Source organism: Lapidilactobacillus achengensis (assembly GCF_003946655.1).
In the GTDB taxonomy this organism is placed as follows: Bacteria; Bacillota; Bacilli; order Lactobacillales; family Lactobacillaceae; genus Lapidilactobacillus; species Lapidilactobacillus achengensis.
In genome coordinates this window covers 262101-278643 of the sequence record NZ_RHOV01000001.1, presented here as the reverse complement: position 1 = coordinate 278643, position 16543 = coordinate 262101, and the positions used below count along the sequence as shown (strand labels likewise).

Below are 16543 nucleotides of genomic sequence, written 5' to 3'. Positions count from 1 at the left end.
GACGCTAGTGAATTCTAGTGGACACCAGTGGCGTTTGCTTAACTCAGTCCGTGATTCAAACAGGTGTTACTGCTTGAACCGAGCTGAGATTGTGCATGTCAACGCCGCCAAGCAAGAAAAAAGCACGACCTCGTTATTTGTCCCTGGATCAGTTGCTCATGCAGCTGATCAGGTGACAATGTGGAGGTCGCGCTTTTACTTTGCCCGGATTTTATGGAAATCGTGTGAGGGTTGATTGAACCGCCTTAGAAAATATGGGCCCGATATAAACTGATAACTTTACCCAGAATCGTGGCGTTGGGCAAAATGATCGGATCCATCGTGTCATTTTCTGGTTGCAAGCGAATGTGCCCATTTTCGCGGTAGAAACGTTTACAGGTTGCTTCGTTCTCATCGTTCATGGCGATGACGATATCGCCATTGTTGGCGGCGCGTTGTTGGCGGACAATGACTTGATCACCGTCGAAAATGCCAGCATTGATCATACTTTCGCCGCGAATGGTCAACATGAAGAGGTCGTTATCATCCAAATTTAAGTTAGGAGGTAAAGGAAAGTAATCGGTAGCCTCTTCCACTGCCAAGATCGGTTCGCCGGCGGTGACCACACCTAACAGCGGAATCAATTGTTCCTTGATCCCAATGGCGTCGCGCCCCATCTCGGTCAACTCCATGGCGCGGGGTTTGGTTTTGTCGCGATCTAAGTAGCCGCGCTCGGTCAAGCGCGCTAAATGACCATGAACAGTCGATGAGGATGACAGGTCAACAGCAGCGCAAATTTCCCGGACGGTTGGCGGATAGCCACAATCGTTGACGGTATCATAAATAAAGCGTAAAATTTCAAGTTGTTTGTTGCTGATTCCTTTTGTCATAAGGCACCTCAAATGTAGTATAATTAAATCTTAGCATAAAAGCTAAACCATAGCAAACAGATGTTCCCCATTTTCTAGCTATTTAAAGGAGTTGTTAACGATGAGTGAGATCGATCCTAAGCTGATCGCCCGCATCAACGAACTGGCCGCCAAAGCCAAACGTGATCAACTGACCGCTGAAGAAACCGCGGAACGCCAAGAGTTGCGCCATGCTTATTTGGAACAATTCCGCGCGGGTTTCCGCACACAAGTTGAGAATATGCGCTTGTTTGATCAGCAAGGTCAAGAAGTGACCCCTGAGAAAGTGCGTCAGATCCAACGGGATAAAAATTTACGCGATGATTGATTCGATAGCGGCGCAAGTTAGGGGTACGGCTGGAACAAGTGGCGATTTACTGCTGTCGACCAGCCCATCTGGAATGAGAGTCTGATGAGATTCGCGAGAAATTTTTAAAAAACACATTATTAATTTGTAAAATACCCTTGCAAGTGACAGGGTAATCTGGGTAAAATGAAATTAGCATTTTTGATTAAGGAGTAGGGCGAGCATGAATACAGGACTATGGATTTTATTTATTGTGTTAGGTGTACTATTAGGTGCAGTGGCGGGCTTCTTTGGCGCGCGGGCCTACATGAAGAAGTATTTTCGCGACAATCCGCCGATCAATACTGATATGATGCGAGCGATGATGGTACAAATGGGGCAGAAGCCTTCTGAAAAGAAGCTGAACCAAATGATGAGTGCCATGAAGGCTCAACAAGCTAAAGCTGAGAAGGAAAAGAAATAATCATCCCACTTTAGGCCATACCAGGTAACGATCGCAGGTGCTTGCACCTGTTTTTTTTGTGGAATTTTTTAAGGTGAGGTAAAGAAATGGGAATATTTAAGAAACTCGGCTGGTTCTTCAAAGCCGAAAAGAAACGTTATATTTGGGGATTGATTTTCCTACTCTTGGCCGATTTAGCGGGACTGATCCCGCCAAGGGTGATTGGGATCTTGGCCGACAAAATGGGTAATAAGCAATTGACGCTGTCACTCCTAGCGGAATGGTTGGTGTTGTTGGCAATGGCGGCGATCATCCAATATTTGAGCCGCTTTGGCTGGCGGACGATGATCTGGGGCGGCGCGGCCACCTTGGAGCGGGAAATGCGCTCGCGTTTATTCGCGTTCTTCCTGAAAATGGACGCCACTTTCTTCCAGAAACATCGGACCGGTGACCTGATGGCCCACGCCACCAATGACTTGAACGCGATCCAGAACGTGGCCGGCGCCGGGATCTTGACCTTGGCCGATTCGATTTTGACCGGGAGCACCACGATCATTGCCATGTTGATCTTTGTCGACTGGCGTTTGACCTTGATGGCGATCTTGCCCATGCCGCTATTGGCGATTATGGCGCGGGTGTTGGGTCGCCACTTACACACGGCGTTCGGCGAGTCGCAGGCGGCTTTCTCCCGTTTGAATGATAAAACGCAGGAATCGATCAGTGGCATCAAAGTCATCAAAACATTCGGCCAAGAAGACGAAGATGTGGCTGATTTCGACAAAATCGTCGACAAAACGATCACGATCAATAAGAAGGTTTATCGGATCGATTCGTTATTCGATCCGGCAATCTCGATCATTATTGGACTGACCTACGTGATCACGATTATTTATGGCGGTACCTTGGTGGTCAACCAGACGATCACCGTGGGCCAATTGATTTCCTTCATCGCGTACATTGGCGCGTTGGTTTGGCCGATGTTTGCCATCGGTCGATTGTTCAACGTCATCGAACGGGGCAACGCCAGTTACGATCGGGTCAATGAACTTCTTTCTGAAAAGAGCCAAGCGGTGGCGCCGAAAGTGGACAGCGCGCCAGTTGTCAGCGGCGATTTGGATTATCAAATCGATCGGTTCAGCTATCCTGATGATCCACGCCCGGCCTTACAACAGATCCACTTCAAATTACGTCAAGGTCAAACCCTGGGCTTAGTGGGTCGCGTTGGCGCTGGGAAAACAACGATCATGAAATTGTTGCTCCGGGAATTCGACCATTATCAAGGCCAGATCACGATTGGTGGTCAGGATATTCGTGATGTGCCTGCCGCCAGTGTTTTAGGCGCGATCGGCTACGTTCCCCAAGATAATTTCTTGTTCTCTACCACCGTGCGCGATAATATTCGGTTCGCGGCGATGGATCAAGATCAAGACGCCGTTGAGCACGCGGCAGCCCAAAGCGCGATCCACGACGATATTTTGCACTTCAGTCAACAATATGAAACCCTCGTCGGTGAAAAAGGGGTCTCCTTGTCCGGCGGGCAAAAGCAACGGTTGGCGATCTCCCGGGCGTTGATGGTCTTGCCTGAGATCCTGATTTTAGACGACGCGTTATCGGCGGTGGACGCCAAAACAGAAGAAACGATTCTGGAGAATTTGAAGCATGATCGACAGAATAAAACCACGATCATCGCGGCCCATCGCTTGAGTAGCGTGATGAACGCCGATGAGATCTTGGTGATCGACAATGGTCAGATCACCGAGCGGGGCAATCATCAAGAATTACTGCAACGTGCCGGTTGGTACGCGGAAATGTGGGCCAAACAACAAGTTGAATCACAATTAGGGGGTGAGCAGCATGACGCAGAATAAAGAAAAGAAAACCAAACAACAGTCTGATCACCAGGAGCCAACGGACGTAACGACTTCGACTAGCGAGAATCAATCCGTTTGGGCGCAAAGCATTCCCATGAAGGAACAAGGTCAGATCATCAAGCGCATGCTGAAGTTCACTTTGCCGTTCAAGTGGTTGTTCATTATCGCCATCTTGAGCGCCACCGCCTTGTCCTTACTGAATGTTTTCTTGCCGCGGATCTTGCAGGAATTCATGGATAAATATCTAACGCCATCCCGGGGAACTACCCGGGTGATCTTAGGCTTTGCCGCTTTGTACTTTCTTGGTGTTTTATTGAAAGCGGTGCTCCAGTTTGTCAGTAATTATCTTTACTCCGTTGGGTCCGAGAAGGCGCTGGAAAGTGTCCGGCGCGCGCTATTCAGTAAATTGCACACTTTAGGGATGCGCTACTTTGACTTGACGCCGGCTGGTTCGATCGTCTCGCGGGTGACCAACGATACCATGTCTTTGATGGATTTCTTGCAATTCTTCGCGTCGATTTTGACCGGGTTGCTGGGGATCATCACCGCCTACTTTGCGATGGCGGCCTTGAATGGCACCGGCGCGCTGGTTGTTTTGGCCTTCTTGCCGATTCTGCTGGTGGCGATCTGGTATTATGCCCGTTACAGCTCGCGGGTCTACCGGCGGATGCGGGAACGCTTGAGTGAATTGAATGTGAAGTTGAATGAATCGATCGAAGGCATTGGCGTGATCCAAGAGTTTCGGCAGGAACACCGGATCGGTCAAGAATTCGAGCAGACTAACGGCGAATATTTGGCCACGCGTAAGGCGATGATCCACACCAACTCGCTGCTGTTGTCCTCGTTGATCAATTTGCTCTACGCTTTAGCGCTGACCGCTGTTTTGGCTTATTTCGGGCTTCTTTCGGAACATGTTTTCGTGGAAGCCGGGGTTATTTACGCCTTTACGACCTACGTCCAGAACTTCTTCAATCCGATCTCCGACATGATGGACTCGCTGTCCTTTATGCAAGATGGGGTGGTGGCCGGCAAACGGATCTTCCGGATCTTGGATGATTCGACGATCGCGCCGCAACAACATCCGGACGCGTCTGGGGAGATCACCGCTGGAAAAATCGAGTTCCGCCATGTTTCTTTCGCTTACGATGGCGAACACAAAGTCCTGAATGACATTTCCTTCATCGCTGAGCCCGGGCAGACGATTGGGATCGTCGGTCATACCGGTTCTGGCAAGAGTTCGATCATTAATATCATGATGCGCTTTTACGAATTTTATGAAGGTCAGATCTTGATCGATGGTAAAGACATCAAAGATTATCCCATGACCGAATTACGGCGGAAAATGGGCTTGGTCTTGCAGGATTCCTTCATGTTCTATGGTGATGTGGCCTCCAATATTCGCCTGTTCAATCAAGACATCACTGATCGGCAAATCGAAGAAGCCGCCGAATTCGTTCAGGCGGATCGCTTCATTAATAAATTATCCCGCGGCTACCACGCTCGGGTGATCGAAGGGGGTACTCAGTTCTCCAGTGGCGAGCGGCAGCTGATTTCCTTCGCGCGCACGGTGGTCACTGATCCGAAGATCTTGGTGCTGGATGAAGCCACGGCCAATATTGACACGGAAACGGAAAGTATGATCCAAGAAGGTCTGCGGCGCCTCCGCCGTGGTCGAACCACGATCGCCATCGCTCACCGTTTGTCGACCATCAAGGACGCTGAACAAATCATTGTCCTTGACGCCGGCCGCATTGTTGAGCACGGGACCCACGACCAATTGTTGGCACAAAAAGGGCGTTACTATCAGTTGTACCAATTGCAACACGGGGTCGACGCGACCGCGGAACCAACCGCCTAACTGCCCTTGACCACAACAGCCCACTGTTTTAAAACGTGTTCAGCGACCTAGCTGCGTTCACTTAGCGACGCCACGATTCTGGAGGCAAACCTGGCCGCCAAAATAGTTGCTAGACTAACGATTTGCAGTTGTTCAGATCGTTGCGCGCTCTCTTTTTGGGGGGTTAGGGTGTGTGTGGTGCTCTTGATCTGAAACATCGAACCTGAGACTGGTAGATGAGATCAAGAAATGCGGTCAACAGTGATCGGCACGATTTAGCGCCGATCAGTCAATCAAGTGAGACACATTAATCAAGTTAAGTTTAGTCGAGTCCTGTTGGGCTCGGCTTTTTTTGGTCCGCGGCGGCCACTAATTGCGTTTGGTGGGGAAGCTGATGAACGCCACTAATCAATAAATACGCAATGTTTGCCCATTTCACTTTAAAAAATGATCAAAATCCCAACTTTTTTCCTTACTGTTATTTTTCTGGTGGGCAGTCAGTGTGACCACGGATCTAAGAACGCCTGGGTATCGAAATGCTAAAACAGTTAAAAAAATAACCGCGCTTAGGGGCGACTTCGAAGAGTGCTCCTAAGGCGGTGTTTGTTGACGCTTGGCTATTTCAATTGGTTTTTGGCTTTCTCGGCTTCTAAATGTTTCTCATCAGGCACGTAATGGAAATCGGGGTTGATCTCTTGATCCAGCGCGGCCCAGGCGGCGGTCATCTGTTGATTGATCATTTCTGACCCGGCTTCGTCCAACTTCAAACGGCGGTCGATGGGGATCGGTTCGCCAAAGCCCACGGTCACTCGCTTGTGTTTGAGAAAGTCCTTGAAGGTCACTGGGCCTTGATAAACTGCGGGCAAAAGTGGCACATTGGCCAACTTGGCGATCAAAGCGGCGCCACCCTTGAGCTCACTGGAATAGCGGGTGCCAGACGGAAACATGATCAAGGCCAGCTTGCCGGCTTTTAACGTGCGCACCGGAATTTTGATGACCGAGGGACCAGGGTTGAAGCGGTCCACCGGAAAAGCATGAGCGTGGACCAAGATCCAGCGCAGGATTGGATTGCGGAAGAGTTCCTTCTTTGCCATGAAGCTGAATTCTTTCGGACTCGCCGCCAACGCGAAAATAATCGGTTCCCACCAAGTTCGGTGGGGCGCGACTAGAATGTAACTGCCTTCAGGTAAGTTTTTCTTATTCACGGTTTTGGTGTGACCGTTGAGTAGCCACACGATGAAGCGGGCAATCGGTCGGATGATTTTGTAGAACATGACGTCACCTTTTATGCTAAAATTGAGTTCATAGAAAATTATAGCAGAAAAAGCGGTCAAAGGATATTTTTCGCAATGATATTCTTGGGCGGTCAATGTGGAGGTCATGAAATGACAGAACGGGTCGATCAATTGGTCAACGGCGGTATCAAAATCATTCAAAGCGACGAGGTGTTCTCATTCTCACTGGATGCGGTTTTGCTGGCGGACTTCGCCCAAGTCAAAAGAACAGATCAAGTAGTCGACCTTTGCGCTGGTAATGGCGCCGTTGGTCTGTTTCTGAGCCAGAAAACTAAGGAAACAATCACAATGATCGAGCTTCAGGAGAAGCTGGCGGAAATGGCACATCGGTCAGTTCGACTAAACCACTTAGAAAATCAGATCAACGTTTTACCCATTGATTTGGCTGATGCGTCTGAATTCTTGGGCACTGACTTTGCGGATGTCGTGACTTGTAATCCACCTTATTTCGTTGACCAACCGCAAAGTACGAAGAATCCGAATCCTTATTACGCGATCGCGCGGCATGAATTGAAAACCAATTTGGCGGCGGTCTTGACAACCAGCGCGCGCTTGCTGAAAACCAATGGACATTTTTACATGGTCCATCGGCCGGAACGCTTGGACGAGATCATGGCCAAATGCGTCGCGGCGCGGTTGGCCGTTAAACGGTTGCAGTTCGTTTATCCCAAGGCGGATCGAGAAGCGAATATGGTTCTGGTCGATGCGATCAAGGACGGTCGACCTAATGGCGTGCGGGTGATGCCGCCGATCGTTGCTTATACAGAGCAGGACGAATATACGCCCCAGGTCAAAACCATTTTGCATGGCGATGATTTAACGAAATAAATTTTTGGTGGGCAATTGGTTGCGCGGCTTGGTGAAATTTGGTGTCCTACTTTTTGCTCTTCGCTTGATTGCTGGTTTGAGTGGGTGTTGCGCGTGAGCGCAACCGCCTCAGGACGTTTGTCGTGGCTGGAACGCGGTGGACGCTGTTTTGAGCCAACCCGCAAAGTGCGCGGCTTGTCTCAAAATCAGGTCTTTGTCTAAGTGATAAATCACTAAGACAAATTTCACCGATGAGCCACACGTCCTGAGGCGGTTGCTAGGCAGAATTGCGGTTATCTGCAATCAAAGTTGTGTATCTGACGAAGTGGTTTTGCAAGCGAGAGGTGAAAACAATCGTCCACTTTTTTGGGGTGGTACAGCAATGCTAACGGATTCGGAGTAATAGGCCGGCAGATTTTGGGTAGTGCCGACAGCTGGATCTCACTCGTTTAAACTGATTTTTTCTGGGAACCGACTGATTTGGTTGATTCATCATGATCCTGACCGCGTTCATCAAGAGAATTATACTGTTGGCGCCCACAGGCGAAATTGAGACTGTCAGGCTATGTTGGCAGTTGTGTGGATCCCGATCCGATTTGGAGCCCAATATCACACTAACCATGATTTCGATTTAATGAAAGGGAGGCGCACGATTATTTATTATTGTTATATTTTATTATGCGCCGATGGAACCTTTTATACGGGGTCAACCAATGATGTGGCCAAACGCGTCGCCACGCACAATGCGGGCAAAGGCGCCAAATACACCCGCAATCGCCGCCCGGTTCGCTTGCTGTATCAACAAGAATTCACCAGTAAGTCATTGGCATTGAGTTTTGAGGCCAAATTCAAGCGGCATCGTCGTCAAGAAAAAGAAGCTTTCCTGAGAGACCATCAGATAAGTTGGCAATCAGAATTAGGCGATGGTCGCAACTAGCTGCCGCGGACTGGAAACGCACCCGCACAACTGACTTCTGCGCTTAGCTACGCAACTATTCCGGAGACAGAATTGAGCTGATCTGCAATCGAAGTGAAGGATTGGACGAAGCGCTTTTGCAAGGTAGAAATCAAAAAAATTGTCCTTGATGGGGTGGTACAGTCATACCAATTGATTCGATTGAATGAACCGTTCTGTTTCGCGTAGCATGAACTGCTGTACTCGTTCTTCTAAGTAATTTTTGGTCGAAAACCGACCGATTCAGTTGATTCGTCAAGAACCAGCCTAAGTTTATCAGGCAGATTGTACTGGTGTCGCCAATATAAAGATTGGATCCACTAACCACGGTTATCGATTGCGTGGATCTTCATCAATTGGACATAGCTTACCAGTCGGTGTGAATGCTTCAATGAATCAGATAACGTTGAGCAGCTGGAGCGGAGCGTGGCGTTGAAACGTGTTCACCGACCTAGCTTCTTCCGCTTAGCTACGCAACTATTCCGGAGGCACAAACCAGCTTCCAAAATAGTTGCTAGGCTAATGCTCAGAAGCTGACCAGGTCGGTTCACACTCTGGCGTTGGTGGTCCGTTTGTTCACTTGGCGGAAGGTCGGGCTGGGGGTGAGTCAGCCGCGATATTATTCTTGGCGGCTTTGCCGCCTAGAATAAGGCTCAGCTTTGAGATTTTCGGTGAATTTCCGAAAAGCTCAAAGTGACGCCCGCCGCGTTCCACCACCCCCAGCCCGATCTGGAGCCCCACCATATCTGTCAACCACCAACGCCACGCGCAGTACCAACTTAAATTAATTTTCCTGAAGAAAAACATCAGATAAATTGGCGTTAAGACTTGCATCTTGTATGAGTTCTGGTATAATTTTAAACGGTGTTATCACCAAATTCACACACATTGTGATTACGCTTGTGTTGCCGAGAGGTGCAGACGTGAGGAGAGCAATGTGGCGGGAAAAAACATAGGAGGCTTTATCATGGCAGTATTATCAATGAAACAATTGCTTGAAGCAGGGGTTCACTTTGGTCACCAGACTCGTCGTTGGAATCCAAAGATGAAACCATACATCTTTACAGAACGTAACGGGATCTACATCATCGACTTGCAAAAGACCGTTAAAATGGTTGACGATGCTTATAACTACGTGAAGGCTGTTGCCGCTGACGGTGGCGTTTTCTTATTCGTAGGGACTAAGAAGCAAGCTCAAGACGCGATCGCTGAAGAAGCAACTCGTGCAGGTCAATTCTACGTTAACCATCGTTGGTTAGGTGGGACTTTGACAAACTGGAACACGATCCAAAGCCGGATCCAACGCTTAAAGAACATCAAGAAGATGGCCATTGATGGCACTTTTGATGTCTTACCTAAGAAGGAAGTTTCCTTACTTAAGAAAGAACAAGAAAAATTAGAGAAATTCCTGGGCGGTATCGAAGATATGCCTCGGATCCCTGATGTAATGTTCATCGTTGATCCTCGCAAGGAACGGATCGCCGTTAAAGAAGCGCAAAAGTTGAATATTCCGATCGTAGCGATGGTTGATACCAACACTGATCCTGACGATATCGATGTCATCATTCCTTCAAACGATGATGCCATTCGTGCCGTTCGTTTGATCACTGCAAAGATGGCTGACGCTGTTATCGAAGGTCGTCAAGGCCAAGATGAAGTTGCTGAAGAAGAACAACAAGCTCCTGCAGCAGCTGAAGGCGAAGAATCAATCGAAGATATTGCTAATCAAGTTGAAGAATCAACTTCTGATGACGCTGAATAGTTTTTCGTCAATCACTTATTGACAAAAAAGGAGAGTTTGCCGCAAAACCTGGTTTTGTCACCAAACTCTTTCTTTGTAAATTAGGGTACTTTTAAATCAAATTTTTAATAGGGGGCCTATTGAAATGGCAAAAATTACTGCAGCTCAAGTTAAAGAATTGCGTGAAAAAACCAGTGTTGGGATGATGGACGCCAAGAAAGCTTTAGTTGAAGCTGATGGCGACATGGAAAAGGCTGTCGATCTTTTACGTGAAAAAGGGATGGCTAAAGCCGCTAAGAAGAGTGATCGGGTCGCTGCTGAAGGGCTGGCGCAAATCGCTGTTGCTGGTGACACTGCCGCGGTCATTGAAGTCAACTCAGAAACTGACTTCGTGGCTTCTAACGACAAATTCACTGGTTTAGTTGACCAAATCGCCGAAGCAATCGCTGCTGGCAAGCCAGCTGACAACGACGCTGTTTTGAACTTGACGATCGCTGGCGAGAAGATTTCCGACAAGATCACTGCTTTGACAGCGGTCATTGGCGAGAAAATCAGTTTCCGTCGCTTCGCTTTAGTTGAGAAAACAGCTTCCCAAAACTTCGGTTCATATTTGCACAATGGTGGCCAAATCGCTGCTTTAGTCGTTGTGGAAGGCGCTGACGAAGAGACTGCTCGTGACGTGGCAATGCACGTGGCGGCAATCAATCCGAAATATGTTTCCCGTGACGATGTGCCTGCGGAAGTATTGGCGCACGAACGCGAAGTCTTGACTGAAGAAACCCGTAACGAAGGCAAACCAGAGAAGATCATCGGCAAGATCGTTGAAGGCCGTTTGAACAAATTCTTATCTGAGATCAGCTTGGCTGACCAAGAATTCGTGAAGGATCCTGATTTGACCGTCGCTAAGTTTGTTGAAAGCAAAGGCGGCAAGTTGGTCAGCTTCGTTCGTTTCGAAGTTGGCGAAGGTATCGAAAAGAAAGTCGACAATTTCGCGGAAGAAGTTATGAGCCAAATCAAGGACTAATTTCTGAAATTGTTTCTCTTGAAATTGAACTGAAAAAATCCGTTGACAGTGTCTGCTGCCGACGGATTTTTTATTTGTGGTCTGAGGTCGAAACGTGTTCACCGCCCCAGCTCCTTGCGCATAGCCACGCCAGGCTTCCGGAAGTATAGCCCGGCTTCCTTAAGACATTCATTAGGTGAAGGTCGACGACTTGGTTGATTCATCCAGAACTTATCTTGGTTTATCTTGCAAATTATTCCGGTGTCGCCAATATCACGCCTGTAATTACTAACCACGGCCGTCAATTGCGTGGATCCTCATCAATTGGCGATAGCTTACCAAATGGCGTGAGTGCTCAAACGGCTGTTATAACGTTGAGCGGCTGGAGCGGAGAAATTCGGGGTGAGATCGCCGTGAAATTGTCCTTGGCGGCTTTGCCGCTTAGGACAAGGCTCAGCTTTGAGATTCGCGCGGGTTTCGCGAAGCTCAAAGTGACGCCCACAGCGAGCTCACCCCGAATTTCGCAGCGCAAGCTGCGGCCAAACTATGGTTGCTCAAAATGCTCGGAAGCTACTCGGGTCGGTTCACACTGCTTTTAAACGTGTTCACCGACCCAGCTTCCTCCGCTTAGCCTAGCAATTGTTTCGGAAGCAAAGCCCAGCTTCCAAAACAATTGCTAGGCTAATGCTCAGGAGCTACCCGGGTCGGTTCACACTTTTAGTCACTTGGTTGTCACTTTGGCTTGGTAAACTAAAGATAATCAAGGAGTCAAGAAAAGGGGACCGGTAACGATGGAATTATTGCGTGTGGCAAATCTAAGCAAGATTTACGGGCAAGACAGTACGAAAGTGGTGGCGCTAGACAATGTCAGTTTTACGGTGGCACGGGGCGAATTTGTGGCGATCGTTGGCGCGTCTGGCAGTGGCAAGTCGACCTTGCTTCATTTGATCGGTGGCGTGGATCGGCCAACGGAAGGCACCGTTTTTCTCGATGGGCAGAACATTTATTCTTTCAATGATGACCAATTGGCGATTTTTCGGCGGCGTCAGGTTGGTTTGATTTATCAATTCTATAATTTAATCCCGATTTTAAACGTGACGGAGAATATCACCTTGCCGCTGGATCTGGATAATCGTCAGGCGGATCCGGAGAAGTTGGCGCGGTTATTGGCGCGCTTGGGTTTGACGCAGCGTCAGGATCACTTGCCCAACGAATTGTCAGGAGGTCAGCAACAGCGGGTCTCGATCGGACGAGCGTTGATCACCGAACCAGCGTTGTTGTTGGCCGATGAACCCACTGGTAATCTGGATTCTGCGGCCAGCGCGGAAATTTTAGCCTTGTTGCGCCAAGCCAATCGCGATTATCAACAAACGATCGTGATGATCACCCATGATTTGGAGATTGCCGCCCAAGCCGATCGGGTGATTGAGATCGAAGATGGGCATTTGGTAGGTGATGTCCAATGACGATCCTTCATAAAATCGCCCGGCGGGATTTTAAACTCAATCGCAAGCGCAGTATCGGTACGATCGTTGGAATCACCCTGTCGGTGGCCTTGATCATGGCGGTGGCAACGATGCTGACCAGTCTGCGGCAAACGTTGATCCAACGTGAGATTGACATGAGTGGTTATTATCATATCAAACTGTCTCAAGTAACGCCGCAACAACTCAAAAAAATCCGCCAGAACCGCGATTTTAAGCAAATCAAAACAACCAGTGATTTAGGCGTGGCCGCCTTCGATCACGCGGATGCGGCCGTCGAGCAATCACCGTTGCTGACCCTGCAATCGTTGAATGCGACCAAACCGACCGCGTCAGGCTATCATCTCAGCTCGGGAACTTGGCCGCAAACGGATCAAGAAATCGTTATTTCCGAATCGGCTATGCTGGCCAGTGGTTTGAAGATCGGCGATCAGCTCCAGTTAAAAATCGGCAAACCCACGGTCAAAAAAAGAAAATTGCCGGATAGCGACGCGCTGATCGAACAAGCGACGGTCGTCAAGGGGAAAAATCAAAATTTCCGGATCACGGGTGTTTTAAACGCTGATAATTATGGCTATCAAGGCCTGACAAGCGCGGCGAAAGCCAAAAGTTATACGGTCTATCTCGCCTTGAAAGACCCGCAACATTTTCGTCGTGATCTTCCGGAATTGCTGGGTCTCAGCAATTATCACCAAGTCCGCGAGGGTAAAAAAGCACGTTATCGGTACAGTCTCAATGATGGCTTATTGCACTGGGAAGTTTTGCAATTTTCTGATAAGACCATGCTAATGTTGGTTACCGTTGCCACCATCGTGATTGCGGTGATCATGTTGACAAGTATTTTCTGCATTCGCAATTCTTTCGCCATCTCGATCACTGAGAAAACTAAAACCTATGGGATGTTGGCCAGTGTTGGCGCCACCAAAAAGCAGATCAAACGGATCGTTTTACTGCAAAGTGGTCAGTTGGGGCTGATCGGGATTCCGCTCGGGTTGGGACTAGGCGTGTTGGCGTCTTACATTCTTGGACTTGTGGTCAATCACATCGGCAGTCAATTTTTGTTTGGCCGCGCCAACAGTTTTCAACTGAAATTCTCATGGATCGGGTTACTGATCGCCGTGGTCTTGGGTTGGGCAACGATTTATTTCTCCGCCTCAAGTTCAGCCCGGCGCGCCAGCAAGGTCAGTCCGATCGCCCAGATCCGCAATGAGCAAGATGTGAAACTGACCAGCAAAAATTTGCGTGTTCCGAAGTGGATCCAGCGTGTCTTCAAGTCCGGCGGCGTCCTGGCGTATAAGAATCTGCGGCGCAGTCGGAAGAAATATCGCACCACCGTGATCTCGTTAGCGGTCAGTGTTTTTACTTTTATCGCAATGAGCGCGTTTGTGACCGCGGCGTTTAACTTTTCCTATCAGCGCTTCCATAGCCTCGATTTCAACTTGTCTTTCTCGCCGAATTATGCGGGAATGGCGCTCAAATCGGCCAAAACTCAGGCCCAGATCCAAGCCATCACCAAGCTGCCTGACACCAAGCACGTTCAAGTGATGACCGCCTTAGCAGACAATGGCAATTTGAAATTAGCTGGCGTTGAAAACCATTTGGCACCGGGTCTTACGGCCAGGGATCATCGGGAGCTCCAGTTGCTGGCGTTGGATCGGACTGCTTTTCGTAAGTACGGTCGGGCCAATGGTTTGACCGAGCAACAATTGGCTTCGGGGCTGATTCTGTTCGACAATGACACCCAGACCGTCAATGGCAAACAAATCAATGTGCATAATTATCGTTATCAAGCCGGCGATTTGATCAGCGGGAGCTATCAGGATAATTCAAGTAGCCCCCATAAGAAGTATCAGGCCAAATTCCGCCTTAGTGGGGTGACACGGAAACTGCCAGATATGGTCAGCTTCTATTGGACCATGCCGAGTATCTTGATCGCCGATCAACAAGTGGCCCAGCAACAATTACCGCTGGTGCTGCAATCGATCGTCATGGACGCCAGCAAACCAGAAGACACCATTCGCGAAGTCCGCAAGATCACTTTGCAATTAGGCAGTTGGAATCTTGATGGCCAAATTCGCGAAGAGAAAACGATGCGGCTATTGATCAGCATCTTCTTGTATGGTTTCATTATCGTGATCACCTTGATTGGGATCACCAGTATCTTCAACACAATCACCGCTAATATGGCCCTGCGGCAGCGAGAATTCGCCGTCTTGAAATCTGTCGGGATGACGAAGAAAGAATTTGATCATATGGTTAATCTCGAAACCTTGTTCTATTCCCTGAAGTCGTTGGTGATCGGCGTCGTGAGTGGGATCGGGGTCGCACTTCTGATCTACTGGGGCTTCAATCGCGGTCAAGCCGAACAGGTCCATTACCAACTCCCTTGGCTGGCGATCGGCCTCGCCATCGTCTTCGTTTTCTTGCTGGTCTTTTGGATCATGCGCTATTCACTCCGTAAGTTCAACCGGCAGAATATCATCGAGACGATCCGCAAAGAGAACGTTTAGGTTTTCAGTGTTGTCATAGCGTTGGTCCATTTGTCGTCAAAAAGGAGTCGCCCCGTGCGGCTCTTTTTGTCTGTTGGTGGGGATGGTTTGAACCGATTTGAAAATATGATTTCTATTCTTGATTTTTGGCTTGATTGCAGATGGGGTGGGTGTTGCGCGTGAGCGCAACCGGCTGGGACTGCTGATGCGGACTGGAACGTGGTGGGCATCGTTTGAAGCCAATCCGCAAAGTGCGCGGCTTGTCTTCAAATCGAGCCTTGTCCTAAGCGGCAAAGCCGCCAAGGACAATTTCACCACTGAGCCGCGCAGTCCCAGCCGGTTGCTAGGCAGAATTGAGCCTATCTGCTATCGAGGCGAAGGATTTGACGAAGTGGTTTTGCGAGCTAGAGGTCAAACAATTGCCCACTTTTGAGGTGGTACGGCAATGCCAACTGATTCGGATTAAAAGGTCGGGACAGTTTGCGTTGTCTGAACATCTCTATTTGTTTTCGCAACGATCCATTGGTGATGATCTGGTGTTCTAAATTTTTTGCCTGATGCTGGTGTGGTGGGTTTGGGTGGTGACGCAACCGCCTCAGGACGTTTGTCGTGGCTGGAACGCAGTGGGCATCGTTTGAAGCCAATCCGCAAGCCCAGCGGCTTGTCTTCAAATCGAGCCTTATTCTAAGCGATAAATCGCTAAGAATAATCTCACTGCTGAGCCACACGTCCTGAGCCGGTTGCTAGGCAGAATTGAGCTTATCTGCAATCGAAGTTGAGTATTTGATGAAGTGCATTTGCAAGTAAGCGGTCAAACAATCGCCCCTTTTGGGGTGGTACGGCAATGCCAACCGATTCGGATTAGGAGACGGGTATACTTTGCCTAGGCTGAACATCTCCCCTCGTTTTCTTAACAATCAACGGGTGGGAAGCCGACCGATTCAGTTGATTCGTCAAGATTCTGCTCGAGTTCATCAAACAGACTTTACTGGTGTCACCAATTTAAAGCTGGTGACCGCTAACCACGGTCGTCAATTACGTGTCTCTCCATCAATTGACCATAGCCTGCCGATTGGCGTGAGTGCTCAAACGGCTGTTATAACGTTGAGCGGCTGGAGCGGAGCGTGGCGTTGGTGGTCCGTTTACTAGTTGGCGGAAGGTCGGGCTGGGGGTGAGTCAGCCGCGATATTATTGTTGGCGATTTATCGCCTACAATAAGGCCGAGCTTGAAGATTTTCGGTGCATTTCCGAAAAGCTTCAAGTCGTGCCCGCCGCGTTCCACCACCCCCAGCCCAACCTGGAGCCCCACCACATCTGCCCACCACCAACGCCACGCGCAGCGCAAGCCGCGGACATCATTGAAGCACGTTGCACACAACTGACATCTGCACTTGACGAAGCGCAACACCCAAGGGCAGTTCAGGC

General features: G+C 49.1%; 16 protein-coding genes. 14 read left to right on the top strand and 2 right to left on the bottom strand.

Annotation, left to right across the window (positions count from 1 at the left end; all coding sequences use genetic code 11):
• Positions 1 to 245 precede the first annotated feature (245 nt).
• Positions 246 to 869, bottom strand: a complete 624-nt coding sequence (gene lexA / locus EKM94_RS01260) for a transcriptional repressor LexA (RefSeq protein ID WP_125596286.1) — start codon at positions 867 to 869, stop codon at positions 246 to 248.
• A 100-nt stretch (positions 870 to 969) separates the two neighbouring features.
• On the opposite strand from lexA, the gene EKM94_RS01255 reads away from it, so the two are divergent.
• The 4 genes from EKM94_RS01255 to EKM94_RS01240 all read left to right on the top strand — a co-directional run bounded on the left by EKM94_RS01255 (position 970) and on the right by EKM94_RS01240 (position 5365).
• Positions 970 to 1215, top strand: coding sequence for a DUF896 domain-containing protein (locus EKM94_RS01255; RefSeq protein WP_125596283.1), 246 nt, complete (start codon positions 970 to 972; stop codon positions 1213 to 1215).
• Positions 1216 to 1417: 202 nt separating this feature from the next.
• The gene (locus EKM94_RS01250) at positions 1418 to 1657 is read left to right on the top strand and encodes a YneF family protein (protein ID WP_125596281.1); all 240 of its coding nucleotides are present in this window, start codon (positions 1418 to 1420) and stop codon (positions 1655 to 1657) included.
• Positions 1658 to 1743: 86 nt separating this feature from the next.
• Positions 1744 to 3504, top strand: a complete 1761-nt coding sequence (locus EKM94_RS01245; RefSeq protein WP_125596278.1) for an ABC transporter ATP-binding protein — start codon at positions 1744 to 1746, stop codon at positions 3502 to 3504.
• A 97-nt stretch (positions 3505 to 3601) separates the two neighbouring features.
• Positions 3602 to 5365, top strand: a complete 1764-nt coding sequence (locus EKM94_RS01240) for an ABC transporter ATP-binding protein (protein ID WP_225422124.1) — start codon at positions 3602 to 3604, stop codon at positions 5363 to 5365.
• 596 nt (positions 5366 to 5961) lie between these two features.
• On the opposite strand, the gene EKM94_RS01235 is transcribed toward EKM94_RS01240, so the two are convergent.
• The gene (locus tag EKM94_RS01235; protein WP_125596272.1) at positions 5962 to 6618 is read right to left on the bottom strand and encodes a lysophospholipid acyltransferase family protein; all 657 of its coding nucleotides are present in this window, start codon (positions 6616 to 6618) and stop codon (positions 5962 to 5964) included.
• A gap of 111 nt (positions 6619 to 6729) precedes the next feature.
• Between EKM94_RS01235 and EKM94_RS01230 the strand changes: the two genes are divergently transcribed.
• From EKM94_RS01230 to EKM94_RS01190, 10 genes are all read left to right on the top strand, one after another.
• Positions 6730 to 7467 carry a tRNA1(Val) (adenine(37)-N6)-methyltransferase gene (locus EKM94_RS01230; RefSeq protein ID WP_125596269.1) on the top strand — a complete coding sequence of 246 codons (738 nt, stop codon included), beginning with the start codon at positions 6730 to 6732 and terminating at the stop codon, positions 7465 to 7467.
• Positions 7468 to 8080: 613 nt separating this feature from the next.
• Positions 8081 to 8383, top strand: coding sequence for a GIY-YIG nuclease family protein (locus tag EKM94_RS01225; protein WP_125596266.1), 303 nt, complete (start codon positions 8081 to 8083; stop codon positions 8381 to 8383).
• A gap of 985 nt (positions 8384 to 9368) precedes the next feature.
• The gene (gene rpsB, locus EKM94_RS01220; protein WP_125596263.1) at positions 9369 to 10163 is read left to right on the top strand and encodes a 30S ribosomal protein S2; all 795 of its coding nucleotides are present in this window, start codon (positions 9369 to 9371) and stop codon (positions 10161 to 10163) included.
• Positions 10164 to 10287: 124 nt separating this feature from the next.
• Positions 10288 to 11166 (top strand): translation elongation factor Ts, encoded by an 879-nt coding sequence (gene tsf / locus EKM94_RS01215; RefSeq protein WP_125596260.1) that lies wholly within the window; start codon positions 10288 to 10290, stop codon positions 11164 to 11166.
• Positions 11167 to 11360: 194 nt separating this feature from the next.
• Positions 11361 to 11744, top strand: a complete 384-nt coding sequence (locus EKM94_RS01210) for a hypothetical protein (RefSeq protein ID WP_125596257.1) — start codon at positions 11361 to 11363, stop codon at positions 11742 to 11744.
• Positions 11745 to 11936: 192 nt separating this feature from the next.
• A complete protein-coding gene (locus EKM94_RS01205; protein WP_125596254.1) occupies positions 11937 to 12611 on the top strand; it encodes an ABC transporter ATP-binding protein in 675 nt (224 codons plus the stop codon).
• A complete protein-coding gene (locus EKM94_RS01200) occupies positions 12608 to 15139 on the top strand; it encodes an ABC transporter permease (protein WP_125596251.1) in 2532 nt (843 codons plus the stop codon). The genes EKM94_RS01205 and EKM94_RS01200 overlap by 4 nt, the downstream gene beginning before the upstream one ends.
• Positions 15140 to 15284: 145 nt before the next feature.
• On the top strand, positions 15285 to 15551 hold the full coding sequence (locus tag EKM94_RS01195) for a hypothetical protein (RefSeq protein WP_125596248.1): 267 nt from the start codon (positions 15285 to 15287) through the stop codon (positions 15549 to 15551).
• A 176-nt stretch (positions 15552 to 15727) separates the two neighbouring features.
• Positions 15728 to 15853 carry a hypothetical protein gene (locus EKM94_RS12710; RefSeq protein ID WP_263853206.1) on the top strand — a complete coding sequence of 42 codons (126 nt, stop codon included), beginning with the start codon at positions 15728 to 15730 and terminating at the stop codon, positions 15851 to 15853.
• Between the two features lie 210 nt (positions 15854 to 16063).
• Positions 16064 to 16267 carry a hypothetical protein gene (locus tag EKM94_RS01190; protein WP_125596245.1) on the top strand — a complete coding sequence of 68 codons (204 nt, stop codon included), beginning with the start codon at positions 16064 to 16066 and terminating at the stop codon, positions 16265 to 16267.
• The last annotated feature ends 276 nt before the right edge of the window (positions 16268 to 16543 follow it).